Annotated in this window: 25 protein-coding genes; 10 read left to right on the forward strand and 15 right to left on the reverse strand. The window is 62.0% G+C overall.

Annotated elements, in window-relative coordinates:
* The first annotated feature begins 12 nt into the window (after positions 1-12).
* On the forward strand, positions 13-447 hold the full coding sequence (locus tag J2X24_RS00740) for an ExbD/TolR family protein (protein WP_209715152.1): 435 nt from the start codon (positions 13-15) through the stop codon (positions 445-447).
* Between the two features lie 55 nt (positions 448-502).
* On the opposite strand, the gene J2X24_RS00745 is transcribed toward J2X24_RS00740, so the two are convergent.
* From J2X24_RS00745 to J2X24_RS00765, 5 genes are all read right to left on the reverse strand, one after another.
* Positions 503-1909, reverse strand: a complete 1407-nt coding sequence (locus tag J2X24_RS00745; RefSeq protein WP_209715155.1) for a glycoside hydrolase family 28 protein — start codon at positions 1907-1909, stop codon at positions 503-505.
* An 85-nt stretch (positions 1910-1994) separates the two neighbouring features.
* Positions 1995-2885 carry a DUF4349 domain-containing protein gene (locus J2X24_RS00750; protein WP_209715158.1) on the reverse strand — a complete coding sequence of 297 codons (891 nt, stop codon included), beginning with the start codon at positions 2883-2885 and terminating at the stop codon, positions 1995-1997.
* Positions 2886-3009: 124 nt separating this feature from the next.
* Positions 3010-3201, reverse strand: a complete 192-nt coding sequence (locus J2X24_RS00755; RefSeq protein WP_209715161.1) for a type II toxin-antitoxin system antitoxin — start codon at positions 3199-3201, stop codon at positions 3010-3012.
* Positions 3201-4079: an SPFH domain-containing protein gene (locus tag J2X24_RS00760; protein WP_310002344.1), complete on the reverse strand. Its 879-nt coding sequence runs from the start codon at positions 4077-4079 to the stop codon at positions 3201-3203. Before J2X24_RS00760 ends, J2X24_RS00755 begins: the two co-directional genes overlap by 1 nt.
* Positions 4080-4095: 16 nt before the next feature.
* On the reverse strand, positions 4096-4290 hold the full coding sequence (locus J2X24_RS00765; RefSeq protein ID WP_209715167.1) for a hypothetical protein: 195 nt from the start codon (positions 4288-4290) through the stop codon (positions 4096-4098).
* Positions 4291-4477: 187 nt separating this feature from the next.
* On the opposite strand from J2X24_RS00765, the gene J2X24_RS00770 reads away from it, so the two are divergent.
* The 4 genes from J2X24_RS00770 to rpoH all read left to right on the forward strand — a co-directional run bounded on the left by J2X24_RS00770 (position 4478) and on the right by rpoH (position 7627).
* Positions 4478-4906, forward strand: coding sequence for a biopolymer transporter ExbD (locus tag J2X24_RS00770; RefSeq protein WP_209715169.1), 429 nt, complete (start codon positions 4478-4480; stop codon positions 4904-4906).
* The gene (locus J2X24_RS00775) at positions 4906-5256 is read left to right on the forward strand and encodes an ExbD/TolR family protein (RefSeq protein WP_209715174.1); all 351 of its coding nucleotides are present in this window, start codon (positions 4906-4908) and stop codon (positions 5254-5256) included. The genes J2X24_RS00770 and J2X24_RS00775 overlap by 1 nt, the downstream gene beginning before the upstream one ends.
* A 36-nt stretch (positions 5257-5292) precedes the next feature.
* The gene (locus tag J2X24_RS00780; protein ID WP_209715177.1) at positions 5293-6294 is read left to right on the forward strand and encodes an RluA family pseudouridine synthase; all 1002 of its coding nucleotides are present in this window, start codon (positions 5293-5295) and stop codon (positions 6292-6294) included.
* A gap of 463 nt (positions 6295-6757) precedes the next feature.
* Complete coding sequence (gene rpoH / locus J2X24_RS00785; RefSeq protein ID WP_404977808.1) at positions 6758-7627, forward strand: RNA polymerase sigma factor RpoH; 870 nt, start codon at positions 6758-6760, stop codon at positions 7625-7627.
* Between the two features lie 71 nt (positions 7628-7698).
* Here the strand turns inward: rpoH and J2X24_RS00790 are convergent, their stop codons facing one another.
* The 3 genes from J2X24_RS00790 to J2X24_RS00800 all read right to left on the reverse strand — a co-directional run bounded on the left by J2X24_RS00790 (position 7699) and on the right by J2X24_RS00800 (position 10673).
* Positions 7699-8514: a response regulator gene (locus J2X24_RS00790; protein WP_209715182.1), complete on the reverse strand. Its 816-nt coding sequence runs from the start codon at positions 8512-8514 to the stop codon at positions 7699-7701.
* Between the two features lie 311 nt (positions 8515-8825).
* Positions 8826-10115, reverse strand: coding sequence for an adenylosuccinate synthase (locus tag J2X24_RS00795; protein WP_209715185.1), 1290 nt, complete (start codon positions 10113-10115; stop codon positions 8826-8828).
* A gap of 114 nt (positions 10116-10229) precedes the next feature.
* A complete protein-coding gene (locus tag J2X24_RS00800; RefSeq protein WP_209715188.1) occupies positions 10230-10673 on the reverse strand; it encodes a MarR family winged helix-turn-helix transcriptional regulator in 444 nt (147 codons plus the stop codon).
* A gap of 48 nt (positions 10674-10721) precedes the next feature.
* On the opposite strand from J2X24_RS00800, the gene J2X24_RS00805 reads away from it, so the two are divergent.
* Positions 10722-11168, forward strand: a complete 447-nt coding sequence (locus tag J2X24_RS00805) for a hypothetical protein (RefSeq protein ID WP_209715191.1) — start codon at positions 10722-10724, stop codon at positions 11166-11168.
* Here J2X24_RS00805 and J2X24_RS00810 read toward each other — a convergent pair.
* Complete coding sequence (locus J2X24_RS00810; protein ID WP_209715194.1) at positions 11137-12339, reverse strand: phosphoserine transaminase; 1203 nt, start codon at positions 12337-12339, stop codon at positions 11137-11139. The two genes, J2X24_RS00805 and J2X24_RS00810, sit on opposite strands and share 32 nt — an antisense overlap.
* A 254-nt stretch (positions 12340-12593) precedes the next feature.
* On the opposite strand from J2X24_RS00810, the gene J2X24_RS00815 reads away from it, so the two are divergent.
* Together J2X24_RS00815 and J2X24_RS00820 are read left to right on the forward strand one after the other, a co-directional pair.
* Entirely contained in the window at positions 12594-12998 is a 405-nt protein-coding gene (locus J2X24_RS00815; RefSeq protein ID WP_209715197.1) for a hypothetical protein, read from the forward strand.
* A gap of 236 nt (positions 12999-13234) precedes the next feature.
* Positions 13235-13600 carry a hypothetical protein gene (locus J2X24_RS00820; protein ID WP_209715200.1) on the forward strand — a complete coding sequence of 122 codons (366 nt, stop codon included), beginning with the start codon at positions 13235-13237 and terminating at the stop codon, positions 13598-13600.
* Positions 13601-13810: 210 nt separating this feature from the next.
* On the opposite strand, the gene thiD is transcribed toward J2X24_RS00820, so the two are convergent.
* Positions 13811-14590: a bifunctional hydroxymethylpyrimidine kinase/phosphomethylpyrimidine kinase gene (thiD, locus tag J2X24_RS00825; protein ID WP_209715204.1), complete on the reverse strand. Its 780-nt coding sequence runs from the start codon at positions 14588-14590 to the stop codon at positions 13811-13813.
* Between the two features lie 86 nt (positions 14591-14676).
* Between thiD and J2X24_RS00830 the strand changes: the two genes are divergently transcribed.
* Both J2X24_RS00830 and J2X24_RS00835 read left to right on the forward strand, forming a co-directional pair.
* The gene (locus J2X24_RS00830; RefSeq protein WP_209715206.1) at positions 14677-14937 is read left to right on the forward strand and encodes a DUF1653 domain-containing protein; all 261 of its coding nucleotides are present in this window, start codon (positions 14677-14679) and stop codon (positions 14935-14937) included.
* Positions 14934-15296 carry a hypothetical protein gene (locus J2X24_RS00835; RefSeq protein WP_209715209.1) on the forward strand — a complete coding sequence of 121 codons (363 nt, stop codon included), beginning with the start codon at positions 14934-14936 and terminating at the stop codon, positions 15294-15296. The genes J2X24_RS00830 and J2X24_RS00835 overlap by 4 nt, the downstream gene beginning before the upstream one ends.
* A 176-nt stretch (positions 15297-15472) precedes the next feature.
* Here J2X24_RS00835 and folP read toward each other — a convergent pair whose 3' ends face one another.
* From folP to murC, 5 genes are read right to left on the reverse strand one after another with little or no spacing between them, the layout of a single operon-like run.
* Entirely contained in the window at positions 15473-16306 is an 834-nt protein-coding gene (gene folP / locus J2X24_RS00840) for a dihydropteroate synthase (RefSeq protein WP_209715213.1), read from the reverse strand.
* Complete coding sequence (locus J2X24_RS00845) at positions 16303-17172, reverse strand: NAD(P)-dependent oxidoreductase (RefSeq protein ID WP_209715216.1); 870 nt, start codon at positions 17170-17172, stop codon at positions 16303-16305. The genes folP and J2X24_RS00845 overlap by 4 nt, the downstream gene beginning before the upstream one ends.
* Positions 17173-17184: 12 nt before the next feature.
* Entirely contained in the window at positions 17185-18096 is a 912-nt protein-coding gene (murB, locus tag J2X24_RS00850) for a UDP-N-acetylmuramate dehydrogenase (protein ID WP_209715219.1), read from the reverse strand.
* Positions 18093-18533 (reverse strand): GFA family protein, encoded by a 441-nt coding sequence (locus tag J2X24_RS00855; RefSeq protein ID WP_209715221.1) that lies wholly within the window; start codon positions 18531-18533, stop codon positions 18093-18095. The genes murB and J2X24_RS00855 overlap by 4 nt, the downstream gene beginning before the upstream one ends.
* Positions 18530-19957, reverse strand: a complete 1428-nt coding sequence (gene murC / locus J2X24_RS00860; RefSeq protein WP_209715224.1) for a UDP-N-acetylmuramate--L-alanine ligase — start codon at positions 19955-19957, stop codon at positions 18530-18532. The genes J2X24_RS00855 and murC overlap by 4 nt, the downstream gene beginning before the upstream one ends.
* Positions 19958-20027 lie beyond the last annotated feature (70 nt).

A 20027-nucleotide genomic window follows, 5' to 3' on the forward strand; every position in this document is an offset into this window, starting at 1 on the left:
GGGAGTTGACATATGGGCGCAAAGCTCGGCGGTGGTGGTGGCGGTCGTTATACCGTTACGCAGAATTCGGACATCAACGTGACGCCGTTCGTCGACGTCATGCTCGTGCTTCTCATCATCTTCATGGTGTCCATCCCGACCGCGACCGTGTCGATCAAGCTCGACCTGCCGCCGGCGAAGGCGCCGCCCACGGCTGAAAAGAAGAAGGATCCGATCTTTATCTCGGTTATGGGCAAGGAAGACATCTATGTCGGCCCGACCAAGGTGACGCTCGACCAGCTGCCGGACGCCGTCCTGGCCGCCCTGCAGTCGCCGACCCCCTACGAAGAGCGCGTCCTGATCCGTGGCGACAAGGACATCGAATACGGCGACTTCGTTTCGGTCCTGAACACGCTTCAGCAAAACGGCTTCACCAAGGTCGGTCTGATCAACGAAGACCTCGACTAAGGTTTTCCGGAATACGGAATTCAAAACCCCGGTGGTGCGCCACCGGGGTTTTTCGTTATGCGTTGAGGACGAAACCCGTGACGTTTTCGGTTACCACGGGCGCCTCTGCCAAGGCGTGGACCTTGACTGTGTTGAGCAGGACGTCCTGCACCGGCATCTCCGCCTCGGCCTTGATATAGGCGATATGCCTCGCCTCCCGGACCTCTATGTTGGATAGGTTCAACCCGCGAATCGGCGTCAGCTTGCGCACATAGGTTGGCGTCAGGGTCCGCCACTGATACAGCACGTCGGTCTCGACGCTGACCACGCTGCCGGCGATCTTCGTCGCACTGACATTCGACATATGAATATTGCGGACAAAGCCGCCGCGCCTTTCGTTGGTCTTGATGTAGAGCAGGTTGTTGATGGGCACCGCCCAGCCATCCTCGCCCTTGCCGGTCCCGATGAAATGGCAGTTGTTGACCAGGACGTTTTCGACGCCACCCGACAGCTCGCTGCCGATCGCCATCAGCTGATGACCGTTCCTGATCCGGCAGTCGCGCACAATGATATTCCTGGCCGGCGTATTCAGACGCCAGGCGTCCATGTCCCGGCCCGACTTGACCGAGACGGCGTCATCGCCCTGATCGAAATGGCAGTCTTCGATCAGCACGTTCTGGCTCATCTCCGGATCGACGCCGTCATTATTGTGACCGTGCGCGCGAATCTTCACGCGGCGGATGACGACATCGTGGCAGAGAAACGGATGCAGCACCCAGAACGGGCTGTCCTCGATGCTGATGTCCTCGACCAGCACATTGCGGCAGCGGTTGAACTGAACGAAATGCGGGCGCAGATGGTTTTCGCCGACCGCCATGTTGCGCTCAGACACCGGCACGTCGCGATAAGCCATGTGATAAAGCGCCACCAGCGCGTCCATGTGCGGCTTGGGCCGCTGATACCACACCCGCCAGACGTCGAGCTTCGCCTTGAGCTTTCCCGGCCCGGTAATCGCGATGTTCTCGCAGTCAAAAGCGTAGACGAGCGGCGAATAGTTGAGGCACTCGATGCCTTCCCAGCTGGTCCGCACCGCCGGCAGGTAGTCGGCGGGATTGTCGGAAAACAGCAGGGTCGCGCCCTTGGCCAGGTGCAGGTTGACGTTGCTCTTCAAGTGAATCTTGCCGGTCGGCCAGACGCCTTCAGGCACCACGACCATGCCCGATCCGGCGGCGTGGGCGGCATCGATGGCGGCGGCGATCGCTGCGCTGATTCTTGCCTGGTCGCCCAGGACCGCGCCGTAATCAGTAATCAGGAAGCGGCGGCTACTGGAAAAGTCCGGCACGGCGATTGACGGCATGTCGAAAGGCGCCGCTGCCCGCACCGTTTTCAGCCTTAGGCCGGACGACGCAGGATGGGCGCAGCCGGCCAGGACCGGCAAGGCCAGGCCGCCCAACAGAATGGTACGGCGCGGAGGAAGAAACATGGGTGGACCTTCATGACAATGGCGGCCTATTCAATAGCCGCCATTCCCAAAAGGTCAATTTCAATCGAAATCGATCACGAATGATCTATCCTGCGGATCGCTCGACGGCCTGCGCCCTGGCCTGCTTGCGCTGGCGGCGGAGCCACCAGACGAGCGGCACGATCACCAGTCCAAGCGGCGCCAGATAGCTGAATACGGTCACCATGATGGTCAGCACGGAGACGAAGTTTGGGCCGATGCCGCTGACCGCCGCCGTGAAAGGCGCCCAGGTGCCGCGCGACGACGCGGCCGTTGCGGTCGTATAGGTCAAGGTCAGTCTGGACATGGCCACGCGCTTCTTCATGGTGGCGACCGCAGTGCGGGCGGCGTCGATATCGGACTGGATCGAGGCCAGCTCCTGCTTCAGATCGACGACCTCCGACATCTTGCCCTTGTGCGTGCGCAGCGTCGCCTGGAGATTATCGCGCAGCGCCACCTGGTTGTTGATATGCGCCTCCCGGTCGATGATCGACAGGCTGAGGTCCTCGGTCGCGATCGACTGGTGCTCGATCTTGCCGCCGATGGCCTTCAACTCGTTGGCCAGGGTTTTGCGAAACAGGCCGATCCATTGCGGCGTCGCCCGCAGCACCAAGGTGTGGCGCTCGGCTTCGCCAGATCGGCCGCTTTCGGTATCGAGCGACAGTATCTGACAGGTCCCCGGACCGGCGACCGTGCAGGCTTCCTGATGGCCCTCGACCATGCCGTTCAGTTGCTTGTCGGGCGCACTCAGGTCGAAACTGTAATCATAGGCCAGTTGCGGCAGGCTGGCCGGATCGACGCGGGTTTGGCGCCCGGCCGTGTCGGTGACAGCCTCGACCGCCGGTGCGGCCTCTTCGTGTGAGGTGACGTCCTCGGCCGCTTTTGGCGAACAGGCGGCCAGGTTTATGGATACGCAAAGTGCAGCCAGGGCAATGAAAGCGGAATAACGACGCGACATGGTCTCTCTCCCATTTAACGAGGCAGACCCAATCGGCCTGCCGCGCCATGTCGCGCCGAGATCACGGCATTTTCACGGCATTATCACAAATACGTGATAATTTCGTGATCACCGCGTTAACGGTTCAGTCCTCCGCATCTGCGCGCCTCCGCCTGGCGATATCGACCTTGATGCCGCGTTTCGCCATGGCCTCGCGGATCAGCACCTCAAGCTGCGAATTGGTTGAGCGCAGTTCGGAGGCGGCCAGACGTTCGACCGCCTCCATCAGTTCGGGCGGCACCCGGAGCAGGAAGGACTTCTTGCCGGGCGACGCCATCAGCCGTACAGCGTGCCGGTATTGACGACCGGCTGGGCCTCGCGGTCGGCGCACAGGACGACCAGCAGGTTCGACACCATGGCGGCCTTGCGCTCTTCGTCGAGGTCGACGACACCGCGCGTCGACAACTGCTCCAGCGCCTGTTCGACCATACCGACGGCGCCGGCGACGATCTTCTGGCGCGCGGCGATGACGGCTTCGGCCTGCTGGCGCTTCAGCATCGAGCCGGCGATTTCCGGTGCATAGGCCAGGTGCATCAGGTGCGTTTCGTCGATGGCTATGCCCGCGACGTCGATGCGGGCCTGCAAATCGCGTTTAAGGCGCTCGCCGACGATCTCGGCGTCATCACGCAGGGTGGGTTCGCCCTCCTCGCCGTGATCATAGGCATACTGCCGTGCCGTTTCGCGCAAGGCCGTCTCAATCTGGATATTGACGAAGGCCGTATAGTCATCGACGTCGAACAGGGCGCGCGCCGTATCCTGGACGCGCCAGACGACATTGGCGGCGATTTCGATCGGGTTGCCGCGCTGGTCGTTGACCTTCAGGGCCTCGCTGGTGACATTCCGGACGCGCAGGGATACCTTTTTGCGCCCGTACCAGAACGGCACCCAGCGCAAACCCGTCGTCCGGTCGGTCCCTTTGTAGTTGCCGAACAGGATGATGGCGACCGCCTGGTTCGGCTGGATGGTGTAGAAGCCGCACAGGATCAGTACGGTCAGAATCGCCATGAGGATGATGACCAGGACACCTGGCTTGCCCAGCAGCAGAGGGCCGGCAATGGCCGCGGCGATCGTAATCAGCGGCATCAGCAGCCATATTCCGCCGCCGCTCCCCACATTTCCGACCTCCTGGGTCCGGTTGATGGTTTGCTCGTTCACAGTCGCCTCTCCCATTTTAAACGTCCATTTCCTTCACCACATGGCCCTGCCCCATCATCTTGGGGCGGATGCTCAATATGCGGTGCTGTTTCTGCCGGCGGAGCAGGATGTTCTGCGTGATGTATCCGCTCGTATCGCTTGAGCTGGAATAGTTGACGATCTCCCAGCCCTGCGCCACCAAAGCGCTCAACGGCTTGCCTTCCTCGGTCATTTTGCCCTCCAAATATATCAAAGTGATATCACTTTTGACACATATGTCAATAGATCTGATGTGCTGAGTTGCACAAGGCGCATAACGGTGTCATGCTGTCCCTTGCCGCACCCGACGCGGCAGTCACACAGATGAAAAAGCGCCGAAACTTTTCCGTCTGTGCCTTTGTCAGGAAAGGAAACATCTCATGGGCGCAAGGCTCACGGGCGGAGGCGGCCCCGGCCGCTACACCGTCACTCAAAACTCGGACATCAACGTCACGCCGTTCGTCGACATCATGCTGGTGCTGTTGATCATTTTCATGGTGTCGATCCCGACAGCCACGACCGCGATCAAGATCGACATGCCGCGCGCGGAAGGCGGCCAGGCCGGCAAGGATCCGGTCTTCATCTCCGTCATGGGACCGGACGATCTCTATATCGCCGGTCAGAAGACATCCCTCGCCCGGATGGACGCCGATCTGCGCGCCGCCCTGCGCTCACAGGACCCGCACAGTGAACGCGTACTTGTGCGCGGCGGGGCCGATATCGAGTATCAGGACTTCCTCAGCGTCCTTAATTCGCTTAAAGCTTCGGGCTATACCCGTGTCGCCCTGATTAATGAGGACATCGAGTAATGCTCCTGCGCAGCCTGACGGTCATTGCCGCCGCTCTGCTCCTGTCAGGCTGCAATTCCCTCGCTATACCCGCCGACAAACAGTTGGAAGGCACTCAAGGCGATACGCGGCTCGTTGAAATGCTGCCTGATGGTCGAATGAGGATAGGCGACAGGCTCACAACACCCGAAGCACTTGTTGCGGACCTTAGGTCGGCAATGGGCGAGCGAAAGCCCGAAGACATGCGTATCCTGATCCAATCCAGCTCAGACGTTCCCTACGACAGGTTTCAAACTGTCCTCAAAATTTTGCAGGACGCAGGATTTACGCGCGTTGGGTTAGTTACCGCTGGCCTAATTTCTGAGCAATAGCTTGGCTTTCATCGCTTTTATGCTTATCAGACCGCGATGAACGAACCCGAAGACGACATCGACGTCGAAGACAGCGGCGACTGGCTGACAGCGGAAATTCCGGCCGATGAGGCCGGCGATCGGCTTGACCGCGTCCTGACCACACATTTTCCTGAACTGTCGCGCGCGCGGCTCCAGGCCCTGATCGCCGAAGGCCGGCTGACCTTTGGCGACGCGGTCGTCGCCGATGGCAAGCACAAGGCCAAGGCGGGTCTCTATAGCCTGTTCGTCCCTGCCCCCATCGACGCCGTGCCCCAGGCGCAGGATATCCCGCTCGACATCATGTACGAGGACGAGCACCTCGTCGTCGTAAACAAGGCCGCCGGCATGGCGGTCCATCCCGGCGCAGGCATTCCCGACGGCACGCTGGTCAATGCCCTGCTCCATCACTGCGGCGACACCCTGTCCGGCATAGGCGGCGTCCTGCGGCCCGGCATTGTCCACCGCCTCGACAAGGACACGTCGGGCGTTCTGGTCGCCGCCAAGTCAGACGCGGCCCACCGCGGGCTGTCGGTCCTGTTCGCCAAGCACGATATCGACCGCGAATACCGCACCGTTGTCCGTGGCACGCCGCGCAAGGTCGAGGACACGGTCACGACGCGCATCGGCCGGTCGAACAGCGACCGCAAGAAGATGGCCGTCCTGCGTGGCGGCGGCGGCCGCGAAGCGATCACGCATTACGAAGTCCAGGAAATCTACGGCCACGGGAAGCCGGTGGCGTCGCTCATCAAGTGCCGGCTGGAAACCGGCCGCACCCACCAGATTCGCGTCCACATGGCGCATATCGGTTGCCCGTGCCTGGGCGACCCTGTCTACGGGTCGGGCGCGCCCGCCCGCGACATCCAGGCCCTGCTCACCGACATCGGCTTCGACCGCCAGGCCCTGCATGCCGCCGTGCTGGGCTTCGTTCACCCCATTACCGGCGAAAAGCTGAAATTCAAGGCTGTATTGCCCGAAGACATGCAGACCCTGGTCGACATACTGCGGACGGATTTCTAGGGCGATATGCCAAAGTGTGCGGCGGTTTTTGGTAAGATATCGCGGCGAACAAAAAGTATAAACGGGCAATGCCTAAGCCCGACGCGCCCGTCGACATTATTGTGCGCCGCACTCACTCAACTGTGATCCTGCATCTGTTGCAAGGCTTGATGCGTAACAGGCACAATAAGCGCCCTTACGGAGGGACCGCATTTTCATGCGACTTCGCAAAAAAAATTGCGAAATCGCGTGAAATCGTCGTTTACCCCTCTTTTATTTTTAAATTGCGTACCCACATCGAGTGCTGTTGCCGGCCATGAGCATGGTCGCCTCCTGTGCTCCCCCTCGCAGTCGAAGGCACCTGCTCATGACCGACACGTCTCCTTTTTCCGATCACCCCGGGCAGGGTGAAACGGAATCCCGACAAGAAAGCGAAACGCAGATGAGCACGTCTTTGGCTGTAAGCAACCTTTCGTCCGCCACCATGCCGGCCCTGTCGCCGGACGGCGGCCTGAACCGCTACCTGTCGGAAATCCGCAAGTTCCCGATGCTGGCCAAGGACGAGGAGTTCATGCTGGCCAAGCGCTGGCAGGAACACCAGGACCCCAAGGCGGCGCACAGGCTGGTGACGTCGCACCTGCGCCTGGTCGCCAAGATCGCCATGGGTTATCGTGGCTATGGCCTGCCGGTCGGCGAAGTCATCTCCGAAGGCAATGTCGGCCTGATGCAGGCGGTCAAGAAGTTCGATCCGGACCGCGGCTTCCGCCTGGCCACCTACGCCATGTGGTGGATCAAGGCTTCGATCCAGGAATATGTCCTGCGCTCGTGGTCGCTGGTCAAGATGGGCACGACCGCCGCGCAGAAGAAGCTGTTCTTCAACCTGCGCAAGGTGAAGTCCGAAATCTCGGCCCTGGAAGAAGGCGACCTGCGCCACGACCAGGTCGAGCAGATCGCCACCAAGCTGGGCGTGTCCGAACAGGACGTCGTCAACATGAACCGTCGCATGTCGTCCCCCGACTCGTCGCTGAACGCGCCCCTGCGCGCCTCGGAAGGCGAATCGGAATGGCAGGACTGGCTGGTCGATGACAAGCAGCTGTCGCAGGAAACCGTGCTGGCCGACGCCGAAGAGCACGATATCCGCATGGAATTGCTGCAGGCGGCCATGGGTGAACTGAACGCCCGTGAACGCGAAATCCTGACCGAGCGCCGCCTGAAGGACAATCCGACGACCCTGGAAGATCTGGCCGAACGTTTCGGCGTGTCGCGCGAACGCGTCCGCCAGATCGAGGTCCGCGCCTTTGAGAAGCTGCAAAAGGCAATGGTCAATGCCAACGCGGCCATGACCCCGGCCTGACGGCGCTTTCACTCAAGATAATAAAGTCGGCCTTGAAAACGAGGCCGGCTTTTTTCATACCGCCACGTCGCCTACGCCGCCTGGCCGCTGCTCACAGCTTCCGGTTCAGACATTGCGCCCGCTAACCCCAGGCAGGCCATCATTTCCGCGACACGTGGGCTCAGCGAGTCCTTTGATACTGCCTTGGCGCGTATATCCTGGATGACGGCTGAGACGGCATTGAGGAAACGCGGGTCCTTGATCACCTTGCACGCCGGAACAATGACCGACATTTGGGTCATGATGGTCTGCATGGTTCCCTGTGCGTCGCTCTCGAAGCCTTCGAGCGAGGCCTTGAGCAGGCGCACGGCCTCCTCGACGGCGATGCGCTGGTCGCCTTCGTTCTTGCGCTTCTTCTTGCCCTTGTACTCGCCGGCATTGAAGCTGCGGCGGTCGGGGCCGGTATAGGTTTCCACCGCGATCCATTCGCGCGGCTTGAACAGGACGTTCTGCAGACGCTTGGTCAGATCCTGCCAGGCGAACGGCTTGGCCAGCATTTCGTGGATCCCGGCATTCTTGGCCTCACCCAGTTCGGCCGGCGTCAGGTTGGCCTTGAGCATGATCACCGGCACGGTCTTGCAGGCCAGGTCGCTGCGGCGCAGGGATTTGCAGAAGTCGATGCCGTCGATGTTCTGGGCGCGGTATTCGGTCAGGATCAGTTGCGGGTCCAGGTTGTGGCACAGGCCGAGCGCACGGCGATCATCGGTTTCCACGACGATATTGTCGGCGCCAAGCACCCGCAACATGTCCGCCAGCATGCGGGCATAGGCCGGATTTCCCTCAATAATCAGGACACGCCTCAGGCTGTTGCGCAGCTTGGCTTGTAAGCGGGGATCAAGATTAATCATGGCAACTCTGAAAGCCGGGCTCGTTAAATTTCGTCCAGCATGGCAGGGTTTGATAAAAATAGCGTGATCAGGCGTGGTTAATGGCGGCTTCCCCCTTCGCCAAACCCGTGCGCCGCAAAGGTTTCCCATCGCAACGCACGCCAGGTTAGCCGCTACCTCAGTCCTGGAATGGGTCTCGCATGAGAATGGTGTCGTCTCGCAAGTCTTTGCTTTCCGGACGCCACCACTCAACCATTAGTCCTGAAATGGGTCTCGCATGAGAATGGTGTCGTCTCGCAAGTCTTTGCTTTCCGGACGCCACCACTCAACCGTTAGTCCTGGAATGGGTCTCGCATGAGAATGGTGTCGTCTCGCTCAGGTGACGTCGACAACAAGGCCACGGGCGCGCCGATTAGTTCTTCGATGCGGCGGACGTATTTCACAGCGTTGCCTGGCAGGTCCTTCCACGAGCGCGCGCCCTGCGTGCTCTCGCTCCAGCCTTCCATTTCCTCGTAGACCGGCTCGATGCCCTGCTGCGCCTTGAAGCCCGCGGGCAGATAGTCCAGCACCTTGTCGCCGACCTTGTAACCGACGCAGACCTTGATCGTCTCGATGCCATCCAGGATGTCGAGCTTGGTCAGGGCGATACCGTCGATGCCGTTGATGGCGATCGACTGGCGCGCCAGAACAGCGTCCAGCCAGCCGACGCGGCGGGCGCGGCCGGTGACGGTGCCGAACTCGTGGCCGCGCGTGGCGATGCCCTGGCCGACCTCGTCGAACAGCTCGGTCGGGAACGGCCCGGAACCGACGCGCGTCGTATAGGCCTTGAGGATGCCCAGCACGTAGCCGACGCTCTTTGGCCCCATGCCCGAACCGGCGGCGGCTTGTCCGGCGACCGTGTTGGACGAGGTGACGAACGGATAGGTGCCGTGGTCGATGTCGAGCAGCGCGCCTTGCGCGCCTTCGAACAGGATGCGCTTGCCTTCCGATCTGGCCTTGTCGAGAACATACCAGACCGGCTTGATGAAGGGCAGCAGACGCGGCGCCATCTCTTTCAGCTTGGCGACCAGGGCGGCCACATCGACGTCCGGCAGGCCCAGGCCCTTACGCAGGGCGTTGTGGTGCGTCAGCAGGCGGTCGATCTTGGCTTCCAGCGCATCGAGATCTTCCAGGTCGGCGACGCGGATGGCGCGGCGGCCGACCTTGTCTTCATAGGCCGGCCCGATGCCGCGGCCGGTCGTGCCGATCTTGCTGGCGCCCGCGGCGTTTTCACGCGCGATGTCCAGTTCGGAATGGATCGGCAGGATCAGGCAGGCATTGTCGGCGATGACCAACAGATCAGGCGTGATCTTCAGGCCTTGCGCCTCGACGCGGGCGATTTCGTCGAACAGCGCCCACGGATCGATGACGACGCCGTTGCCGACGATCGACAGCTTGCCCTGGACGACGCCCGACGGCAGCAGGCTCAGCTTATAGACCTTGCCATCGACGACCAGGGTATGACCGGCATTATGACCGCCCTGAAAACGCACGACGACATCGGCGCGATTGGACAGCCAGTCAACAAGCTTGCCCTTGCCTTCGTCGCCCCATTGGGCGCCGATCACGGTCACATTTGCCAAGAGAATTCTCCGTACTCGGTCACTGGCGCAAACGGCGCGGACCACAAACGGTGGCACCCTATAGAGCAGGAATCGCGGCTTGTAACCCCTTAAGTGTCATCAAGCTGAAACAAATTAGTCTTCGTCGTCTCCGGCCTTCAGCGCGCCGATAACACGGGTCATAAGCTTTAGAAATTGCTGGGCTTCCTGAGGCGACAAGCCTTTCATGGCGATTGCATTGACCATCGATGCGGCTTGCGTCGCGTCGCCGCGCATGCCGATCGCCCTGGGCGTTAGGTAGATACACTGGGCGCGTGCGTCCGCGGCATGGGTCCGGCGCACGATCAGCCCATCGCGTTCCATGCGCGCCAGGGTGTTGGCCATGGTCGCCTGCTCGACGTCCAGCCGCTCGACCAATTGCTTCTGCGTAAGTCCGTCCGCCTCCCACAGCGCCAGCAGCGTCATGAACTGCGCCGGCGCCAGCCCCAGGGGCGCGATACGCGTCTGCAGCGACCGCGCGAACAGCCGCGCCATCTGGTTGGCGAGGAAGCCCGCCGATTGCGATTTGTCGAAACTCATGAGCGTCAATAGCAATTGAATAGCATGCTATTCAAAATGGAGAGTCGCATGAAACGGTTTATCCACGCCATGGCCGGTGGCCTGGCCCTGACCCTGTTGCTGGTTTTCTGGCTGTCTTCGGCGGCGTCGGAAGTGTCCGGCGACCATGATCTGATCCGCGCGGTGAAAACCGCCATCCTTTATGCCCTGCCGGCACTTATTGTCTGCCTGGTGGTGACGGGTGGCTCAGGCATGGCGCTGGGCGGCCAATGGCGGCACAGCCTGATTGGCGTGAAGAAACGACGCATGGCGGTGGCGGCCGGCAACGGTCTGCTGATCCTCGTGCCTTCGGCGATCTTTTTGTGGTGGAAGGCGCAGGCAGGCGCATTCGACGCGCAATTCGCAATCGTCCAGGCGGCCGAACTGCTGTCCGGCGCCGCCAATATCGTCCTGTTGAGCCTTAATACCCGTGACGGCCTTGGGCTCAGGTCGCGGCCGCGGCGTTCTCAGGGTTAAGCGCCGCCAGCGCCTCGGCATAGGCCCATTCCAGCCACGGCGTCAGGGCCTCGATGTCATCGACCTCGACCGTGCAGCCGCACCACACGCGCAGGCCCGGCGGGGCGTTGCGATAGCCGACCACGTCATAGGCCACGCCCTCGGCTTCGAGCAGCGCCCCGATCCTGGCCGCCAGTTTCGCCTGGTCCTCGACCGGGCGCGCGACGATCTCGGGCGCTACAAACTTCAGGCACACCGAGGTCGTCGAACGCGTCTCGGACTTTTCGGCGACGAAGTCGATCCACGGCGTCGCCTCGACCCAGCGCGTAAGCGCGGCGGCACTGCGGTCGCAGCGGTGGATGAGCGCCTCGAGACCGCCCTCGTTGACCGCCCAGCGCAGGGCGTCGAGATAGTCCTCGATGACCAGGAAGGAGAAGGTGTTGATGGCGTCGCCACCCAGGATCTTCATGTCGGCTGCGCCCTTGGCCTTCAGGCGCAGCACCTTGGGGATCGGCCGGCCGCTGTCGAAAGTGTTCAGCCGATCGACCGCCTTGGGCGACATGACCAGTACGCCGATTCCGGCCTCACCGCCCAGCGCCTTCTGGAACGAGAAGGTGGCGACGTCGAGCTTTTGCCATGGCAGTTCCATGCAGAAGGCCGCCGAGGTGGCGTCGCACAGCACCAGGCCCTGGTGATCATCCGGGATAAAGGTCGCATCCGGCACGCGCACGCCCGAGGTCGTGCCGTTCCACGGAAAGACGATGTCGGCTTCCGCGCTGATCCGCGTCAGGTCCGGCAGCTGGCCGTACGGCGCCGACAGCACCTCGGCGTCCAGTTTCAGGTGCTGGACGGCGTCATCGGCCCACAGCTGGCCGAAGCTCTCGAAGCTGAGCAACTGGACCTTGCGCGGCCCCAGAAGATTCCACATGGCGGCCTCGAACGCCCCGGTATCCGAGCCCGGCGTCATGAAGACCTGGTAATCGTCCGGGATCTGAAGGATCGAGCGCGTCAGTTCGATCGCCTGGTTCAGACGGCCCACCGTCGCCTTCGAGCGGTTCGAGCGACCGACCGGCGCGTTTGATAACGCTTGCGGGCTCCAGCCCGGGCGCTTCGACGTCGGACCCGACGAGAACCACGGACGCTCCGGCGCGCGCGGCGGCTTGGAACTGGACGGGCTGGCGGGATGCGGCATGGAAAGCCTCCGGTCGGGAACAAAATCCCCTGCCCTATGCGCCACAGGAGCCCAGGCGGCAAGGCATTTTTCATGCGGCAAATGGTGGCCGCTCCTTAACAATCGGCCAAAAATTTCGCCACTGAAATGAACCGAAAATGAACCGCACCGTTCAGCTTGGGCTCAGGTGCGGGGTGGTTAAATGACCTCATCGCTGAGAGACCAGCGAAACCCATCTCCCCGATGACCGGGAACTTGACCTAAGGAGACCGACCATGAAAAAGACCCTGATTGCGCTTGCCGCCCTGACCGCCGCCGCGACTGGCGTTGCGGTTCCCTCCATCGCCGCCGCCGACACCCGCGGCGCCGTTGTCGTCCACGTTAGCAACGACCGCTGGGACCACAACCGCCGCGACGACCGCGCCGAATACCGCCTGGATAGCCGGATCGACAACCTTTATGACCGCATCCGCATGGGCCGCCGCAGCGGCGACCTGAGCCGCCGTGAAGCCGATCGCCTGCTGAGCCGCCTGGACAGTATTGCGTCGGAACGCCGCCGCGCTGAGCGCACCGGCCGTGGCCTGACGCCCCGCGAAGTGGCTTCGCTGAGCGATCGTCTCGACCGCCTGTCGCGTGAAGTCCGCTATGAGCGCAATGACCGCGACAACCGTCGCTGGTAATATCTAAATACCCCTTCAAAGGGCGCGATCCGGAAACGGGCCGCGCCCTTTTCTTATGGCCAAATAGGGCCAAACAATTGTTTTCTTATGGCTTTCCGTGATGAAATCATTCTGCCGCAATCTCGCCGTGACCATGACCCGAGCATGAACCACGGCCTCAGGATCGGCTCAGGGGACCTGTGTTTAACTGTCATCATCGCTGATGACAGCGAGACCTGAACCTAAGGAGAAAGACCATGTTCACGAAGACCACACTCAAGTCGCTGATCGCCGTCGCCGCCGTTGGCGCCACCCTGACAGGCATGTCGGCCACCGCGCAGACGCGCCACACCTATGATCATCGTACCGACCGCCAGATCGAAGCCCGTATCGACAATATTCAGGACCGCATTGAGAACGGCCGCCGCGCCAATCGCATCAGCTACCGCGAAGCCAAGCGTCTCAACACGCGCCTTGAAGGCGTTATCGACCTGGCGCGTGGCTACATGCGGACCGGCCGTGGCATCGACAGCCGCGAAAAGGCGACCCTGAACGCCCGCCTCGACCAACTGTCCGCTGAAGTTCGCTACGAGCGTGCCGACCGCGACAATCGCCGGGGCTAATCGCTTCACCATCAATCCTTAACAAGGCGCGGAACTCCGGTTCCGCGCTTTTGCTTTATGGGGTGTGCACAGGCGCCTTGCCGAAGCTAGAGCGATATGGCGAAAAGTGTAAGCGGTTTTCGCCTTAAATATCGCGACAAAACAATAACTTAGATCGGCATGATGTTTCCACTTAAATCATACCGATCTAAAGCTTCGGACAGATGCGCCCTACAGCAGCCAGTTGTGCCGCAGCGGCCCGTGTCCTTCGCCAAGGTGCGGGGCCATGGCGATGGCGCCATAGAGATAGTCCCGCGCCATCTCGATCGTTTCCCTGAGCGTCCGGCCCTGCTGGTTCAGCGTCGCGCAGGCGCTGGCCAGGGTACAACCTGTACCGTGCGTATGGACGGTATCGATGCGCTGCGATACGAAGCGGTGCTCTTCTTCGCGCGTGAACAGAATATCGACGACCTCCGGCCCGCGCAGGTGCCCGCCCTTGATCAGCACGGCCTTGGCACCCATGCGCAGGATCATCTCGCCGGCGCGGCGCATGCCGTCCTCATCAGCAACGTCCGTGCCCGTCAGCGCCGCGGCTTCCGGAGCATTGGGCGTCAGCAGGTCGGCGTGTGGCAGCATGAGCGCCTTCAGCGCATCGATGGCACCTTCCCGCATCAGGGCATGACCGCCCTTAGCCACCATGACCGGGTCCACGACCTTGAAGGCACTGCTGGCCAGCAGGATTTCCGACACCGCCTCCATGGTTCCGACGTCGGCCAGCATGCCGGTCTTTATGGCGTCAGCGCCGATATCGCTGAGGCACGCCTGCGCCTGGGCGGTGATAAAGGATGCAGGCACGCCCATGACGTCCGTGACCCCCAGCGTGTTCTGCACCGTCAGCGCGGTGATGGCCGTCATGGCATAGCCGCCCAGCATGGTGACGGTCTTGATGTCGGCCTGGATGCCCGCGCCGCCGCCCGAATCCGAGCCGGCGATAATCAGAACTCTGTGCATGAAGATCCTCAAGGGGACGTTGTCACGGCTGCCCAAATCGGCGCATAGTGGCGCAAACTCCCCTCCCGTCCATTTAGGAGGCAGCCATGGCGCTGGCAACCTCATTTTACCAAAGCGCCATACCGCGCGGCCTGTACCGGCACTATAAGGACAAGCTGTACGAGGTCTTTGGCACGGTGACCCATTCCGAAAGCGAAGAGGTGCTGGTTCTGTACGCGCCGGTCGGGCAGGCCGAAGGCGCGGCGCGGCTGTGGGTCAGGCCGCTCGGTATGTTTGCAGAGACGGTTGCGACCGAAGACGGCGAAGTGCCGCGCTTTGCCTATGTCGGCGGAGACGCTGCCGCATGAGCAAGAAATCCGACCCCCATGCCCGCTGGAACGAGCTGGTTCCCGAAGCCTTTGCGGATAAAAACCATCCGATTCTCCGGGCCATGCGCGGCACGCTGATCCTGGTGCGGCTGAACCAGATCGACGCCAATGACCAGATGCTGTCGTTTGAAATCCTTGCAGGGCGCCTTGTGCGCGCCAATCGCTCCGAAGGCTTCGTCCTGTCTCTGGTCGGCAAGAAGTCAGGCGAAGAGCTGTTCCTGCCACTGGTGCCCGCTGCTTTCAACCTGATCGAACGCGGCCGCTATCAGCTGTCTTGCGGCACGGTGGTGCACAACCCGGATTTTCTTGGCGCGTTTGATATCTACCGGCAGAATTAAGAAGCTGACGTCGGAAACTTCGCCCTCCCTGCTCTGCGGGGAGGGGGGACCATCGCTTGCGATGGTGGGCGGGGTGGCGAAAGAAATAACAAACTCCAGCGCCTGTTCGTCCAGCAGGAAAGCCCCGCCCACCGCCTAACGGCGGTCCCCCCTCCCCATAAATGGGGAGGGCGAAGTCAGGACAATGCCCGCCAAACCCTCAGCGCCTGTTTCATCTCCGCGACATCGTGGACGCGAACCATTTGCGCACCGTTGGCAATGGCGTGGAGGTGCACGGCAATCGTCGCGCCCAGGCGATGATCGGCATCCGAGGCCACGGCCCCTTCCCGCTCCTCCAGTGCCGCGATAAAGCGCTTGCGCGACGCCGCCATCAGCAGTGGGAAGCCGTGGCTGGCCAGCCGCTTCGTCGCGGCGATCAGCGCCAGGTTGTGATCGAGCGTCTTGCCGAAACCGATACCCGGATCGATCCAGATACGCTCGCGCGCAACACCGGCGCGGATCGCGACGTCGGCGCGCTCCAGCAGATAGGATTCGATCTCGGCGACCACATCCTCGTACCACGGATTGGACTGCATGGTGCGTGGCTCGCCGCGCATGTGCATCAGGACGACGTCCCCGCCCAGGCGCGCCGCCGTTTCCAGCGATTCGGAACTGTGCGTCAGGGCGGTGACGTCGTTCCACACGCAAGCCCCTGCTTTGAAAGCCTCTTCCGCCACTTCGGGTTTCAGGGAATCGATGCTGATTGGTCCATCCCATTCTTCGGCGATGGCCTGGATCAGCGGCACGACGCGGTCGATCTCTTCGCCGAGGGTCACGGGCTGGGCGCCGGGACGGGTCGATTCCCCGCCGATATCGAGCACATCCGCCCCGTCGGCAATCAGTTGCCGGGCATGGTCGAGCGCGGCCTGAAAACCGAACCACCTGCCGCCGTCGAAGAAGCTGTCGGGCGTGACATTGACCACGCCCATGATCAACGGCCCTCTTTCGGCGGCAAGGTCGCGCAAGCTCATTTCAGACCAGCGTCCTTGAATGCCAGCGCCGACAAGGCCGTCAGGTCGAGGTGACCATTGCCCTCCGCCACCAGCCGCGCCAGCCGGTCGCGCAGCAGGTCGGCCAGCGGCATCGGCACGGTCAGACCATCGGCCGCCGCACCGACCAGGCGCATGTCCTTGGCGCCGAGCACCGCCGCAAACCCAGCCGGCTCAAACGTCTGCGAGGCGATCAGCGCGCCATAGTTCTTGTAGATCAGCGAGCCGAACAGGGTTGATGTCAGGAAATCGAGGAACTTCGTGTTGTTCGCGCCGCCCTTGGCCACCAGCGCCATGGCTTCGCCAAGCGACTCGGTCACCGAAATGATCAGGAAGTTGCCGGCCAGCTTGACCAGGTTGGCGGCCGACGGCGTGTCGCCGAAGACCTCGACCTTCTGGCCGATCGCGTTAAGCAAGGGCATGACGCGGTCCATGGCCTCAGTTTCGCCGGCGGCTGCGATAAATAGCTTGGCGTCGGCCGCAGCGGCCGGCCGGCCAAAGACCGGCGCCGAAACAAAGTGCTGGCCTTTGTCGGCGTGTGCCTGCGTCAGCTTTTCGGCGAGAGCGACGCTGATGGTGCTCAACGAGATATGGATGCCGCCATCGGTTAGATTGGCGAGAATGTCGTCCGCTACCCCTTCGACCGCCGCATCGTCGGCCAGCATGGTGAAGACCACCTCTGCCTTGCTGGCTTCACCGGGCGTCAAGGCATGTGTCGCGCCCTTGGCCACCAAGGCTGCGGCCTTGTCCGGCGAACGGTTCCAGACGGAAACATCGTGTCCGGCTTTGATAAGGTTCGGCGCAATCGCCGCGCCCATATTTCCAAGTCCCAGGAATCCAATCTTCATGGCCGCCTCGTGTTAGTGCGCGGTCTTGCCGATCCGCTTGATTTCCCAGTGCAGGTCGATGCCGAGCTTGGTTTTCACATCGGCGCGCACCGCCTCACCAAGCCCTTCCAGATCGGCCGCCGAAGCGTCATTGGCATTGATCATGAAGTTGGAATGCAGCTCTGAGAACTTGGCGCCGCCGAACATACGCCCGCGCCAACCTGCTTCGTCGACACACTGCCAGGCCGACTTGCCTTCAGGGTTCTTGAAGGTCGAGCCGCCGGTCTTTTCGCGGATCGGCTGGGTCTGTTCGCGGCGGGCGGTGATCGCTTCCATGCGCTCGGTAACCGCCGCGACATCGTCCGGCTTGCCCTGATAAAGCGCACCGACATAGATCAGGTTGTCGGGGTCGGAGTGGCGGTAGGAATAGCCCATGTCGGCATTCGACAGGATGACGCGTTCGCCGAAGCGCGTGACGGCATAGGCTTCGACCAGCACGTCCTTGGTCTCGGCACCATAGCAACCGGCATTCATGACGATGGCGCCGCCGATCGTGCCCGGCACACCGCGATAGAATTCCAGTCCCGCGATCCCGGCTTGAGCGGCCACCTTGGCGACTTGGGCGTCGAGCGCCGCCGCCCCGGCATAGACCTGGGCATTGTCGCGCGCCTCGATATCGGCGAAGGCTTTGCCCAGGCGGATGACCACGCCTTCGATGCCGCGATCGCGCACCAGCAGATTCGAGCCAACCCCAATGGCAATAACGGGAATGCCCGGATCGAGCGCCTTCAAGAATTCACATAAATCGGAAATGTCTTCCGGAATGAAGACGACATCGGCCGGACCACCCACGCGAAACCAGGTAAAGGGAGCCAGCGCCGCGTCGCGCATGATGCGGCCACGCACCGGCGGCAGCTCATCAACCCAGGTCTTGATCAAACTCATTTCGTCTCCGCTTGGTAACTGACAAGGCCCTTCGCGCGTTCGTCCGACTCGGGATCGCTCGTCTCTTCGGGCATTCCGTCGCAAAGCTGCAACCACGGCAGCTTCGATTCAACACCGTAATGCTGCTCCAGCTTTAGGTCCTCAGGATGATCGAGCGAGCCGATCGTCACGCAGTTCCATTCGCCTTTGTCGTAGCCGAAGTACAGCGGCGTCCCGCAATCGCGGCAGAAGGCGCGCTTGGCGACCGAAGAGCTTTGGTAAAAGACCGGCTGGCCCTTCGTCCATGTCAGCTGGTTTTTGTAGACGCCCGTCAGCCCGGCAAAGACATTGCCGACGGCGCGCTGGCACATGCGGCAATGGCAGAAGTGCGTGCCCGATGGCGGGACCGCCAGTTCATAGCGCACAGCTCCGCACTGACAGCCGCCGGTTACACTCATTTCATCGCTTCCAGCTGCCCCGGCAGGGCATAGGCCCATTGCGTGATATCGCCGGCGCCGAGGCAGACGACGAGGTCGCCCTCCTTGGCCTCGCCCGCCACCAGCCCGGCCAGTTGCGCCGGGCCGTCAAGGGCGATGGCGTTGCGGTGACCGAAGCGGTGAAGGCCGGCAACCAGATCAGCCTTGGAGACACCTTCGATTGGCTGTTCGCCGGCGCTGTAGACGTCAGCGACGATGACTGTATCGGCATCGTGGAAGCACGACGAGAACTCGTTCATCAGGTCGCGCAGGCGGGTGTAGCGGTGCGGCTGGACGACGGCGATGACGCGTCCCTGGCCAACGACCTGACGGGCGGCTTTGAGCACGGCGGCGATTTCGACCGGATGGTGACCATAGTCGTCAATAACGCGGATGCCGCCAACGACACCCGTCGTCGTAAAGCGGCGCTTGACGCCACCAAAGCCGCCAATGCCCTTGCGCACGGCGTCTTCACCAATGCCCAGTTCGCGAGCCAGCGCAATCGCGGCCGTCGCGTTCGAGACATTGTGGTTGCCGGTCATCGGCAGTTTAAGCTTTTCCCAGGTGAAGGGCTCGGCGCCGGTCGGCGAGAAGACGACGTCAAAGACAGCGCCTTCCGGGCCAAATTCGATATTGGTGCAGCGGACCTCGGCCTGCGGGCTTGCGCCATAAGGGATCAGGCGGCGGTTATCGATCTTGGCGGTCAGCGCCTGGACTTCCGGATGGTCGATGCAGACCGCGGCAAAGCCGTAGAACGGGATGTTCTCGATAAAATCGACGAAGCCCTTCTTGACCGCTTCGAAATCGCCCCAGTGGTCGAGGTGCTCCGGGTCGATATTGGTGACGATGGCCAGGGTCGATTTCAGGCGCAGGAAGGAACCGTCCGACTCATCGGCTTCAACGACGATCCAGTCGCCGTCGCCGACCTTGGCATTGGTGCCATAGGCATTGATGATGCCGCCATTGACGACGGTCGGATCGAAACCGCCGGCATCGAGCAGCGCCGCGACCATCGAGGTCGTCGTCGTCTTGCCATGGGTGCCGCCGACCGCGATCGAGAATTGCAGGCGCATCAGTTCGGCCAGCATCTCGGCGCGGCGGACCAGAGGCACGCGGCGGCGGCGGGCTTCGACCATTTCCGGATTGTCGGACTTGACGGCGGTCGAATAAACGAGCGCGCAGACGCCGTCCGTAACGTGTTCGGCAGCGTGGCCGATAAAGATCTTGGCGCCCAGCTTCTCAAGCCGCTCCGTATTGGCTGAGGCCTTGGCGTCCGAGCCCTGCACTTTGTAGCCGATCTTGATCATGATTTCGGCGATGCCGCTCATGCCGATGCCGCCGATACCGACGAAGTGGACGGGACCGAGATCGAACGGAGTCGGACGGACTTTGGAGATGGAGGCCATAGGCAGCACACTGCTTGCGAAATCAGGGAAAGGGCAGGCTTTTAGACCAGCTTGCGGCGGCTGTCACTCT

It is taken from the genome of Asticcacaulis solisilvae (genome assembly GCF_017875235.1).
Classification (GTDB): domain Bacteria; phylum Pseudomonadota; class Alphaproteobacteria; order Caulobacterales; family Caulobacteraceae; genus Asticcacaulis; species Asticcacaulis solisilvae_A.

Bases quoted from the DNA above. Each gene is read 5' to 3' on its own strand.
- J2X24_RS00770 (WP_209715169.1), top strand. From the start codon at position 4,478: ATGGGCGCAAGGCTCACGGGCGGAGGCGGCCCCGGCCGCTACACCGTC.
- J2X24_RS00805 (WP_209715191.1), top strand. From the start codon at position 10,722: ATGAAACGGTTTATCCACGCCATGGCCGGTGGCCTGGCCCTGACCCTG.
- folP (WP_209715213.1), bottom strand. From the start codon at position 16,306: ATGAGCTTGCGCGACCTTGCCGCCGAAAGAGGGCCGTTGATCATGGGC.
- J2X24_RS00815 (WP_209715197.1), top strand. From the start codon at position 12,594: ATGAAAAAGACCCTGATTGCGCTTGCCGCCCTGACCGCCGCCGCGACT.
- J2X24_RS00775 (WP_209715174.1), top strand. From the start codon at position 4,906: ATGCTCCTGCGCAGCCTGACGGTCATTGCCGCCGCTCTGCTCCTGTCA.
- J2X24_RS00790 (WP_209715182.1), bottom strand. From the start codon at position 8,514: ATGATTAATCTTGATCCCCGCTTACAAGCCAAGCTGCGCAACAGCCTG.
- rpoH (WP_404977808.1), top strand. From the start codon at position 6,758: ATGCCGGCCCTGTCGCCGGACGGCGGCCTGAACCGCTACCTGTCGGAA.
- murC (WP_209715224.1), bottom strand. From the start codon at position 19,957: ATGGCCTCCATCTCCAAAGTCCGTCCGACTCCGTTCGATCTCGGTCCC.
- J2X24_RS00810 (WP_209715194.1), bottom strand. From the start codon at position 12,339: ATGCCGCATCCCGCCAGCCCGTCCAGTTCCAAGCCGCCGCGCGCGCCG.
- J2X24_RS00745 (WP_209715155.1), bottom strand. From the start codon at position 1,909: ATGTTTCTTCCTCCGCGCCGTACCATTCTGTTGGGCGGCCTGGCCTTG.
- J2X24_RS00750 (WP_209715158.1), bottom strand. From the start codon at position 2,885: ATGTCGCGTCGTTATTCCGCTTTCATTGCCCTGGCTGCACTTTGCGTA.
- J2X24_RS00845 (WP_209715216.1), bottom strand. From the start codon at position 17,172: ATGAAGATTGGATTCCTGGGACTTGGAAATATGGGCGCGGCGATTGCG.
- J2X24_RS00855 (WP_209715221.1), bottom strand. From the start codon at position 18,533: ATGAGTGTAACCGGCGGCTGTCAGTGCGGAGCTGTGCGCTATGAACTG.
- murB (WP_209715219.1), bottom strand. From the start codon at position 18,096: ATGAGTTTGATCAAGACCTGGGTTGATGAGCTGCCGCCGGTGCGTGGC.
- J2X24_RS00740 (WP_209715152.1), top strand. From the start codon at position 13: ATGGGCGCAAAGCTCGGCGGTGGTGGTGGCGGTCGTTATACCGTTACG.
- J2X24_RS00830 (WP_209715206.1), top strand. From the start codon at position 14,677: ATGGCGCTGGCAACCTCATTTTACCAAAGCGCCATACCGCGCGGCCTG.
- J2X24_RS00780 (WP_209715177.1), top strand. From the start codon at position 5,293: ATGAACGAACCCGAAGACGACATCGACGTCGAAGACAGCGGCGACTGG.
- J2X24_RS00820 (WP_209715200.1), top strand. From the start codon at position 13,235: ATGTTCACGAAGACCACACTCAAGTCGCTGATCGCCGTCGCCGCCGTT.
- J2X24_RS00835 (WP_209715209.1), top strand. From the start codon at position 14,934: ATGAGCAAGAAATCCGACCCCCATGCCCGCTGGAACGAGCTGGTTCCC.
- J2X24_RS00800 (WP_209715188.1), bottom strand. From the start codon at position 10,673: ATGAGTTTCGACAAATCGCAATCGGCGGGCTTCCTCGCCAACCAGATG.
- J2X24_RS00755 (WP_209715161.1), bottom strand. From the start codon at position 3,201: ATGGCGTCGCCCGGCAAGAAGTCCTTCCTGCTCCGGGTGCCGCCCGAA.
- thiD (WP_209715204.1), bottom strand. From the start codon at position 14,590: ATGCACAGAGTTCTGATTATCGCCGGCTCGGATTCGGGCGGCGGCGCG.
- J2X24_RS00765 (WP_209715167.1), bottom strand. From the start codon at position 4,290: ATGACCGAGGAAGGCAAGCCGTTGAGCGCTTTGGTGGCGCAGGGCTGG.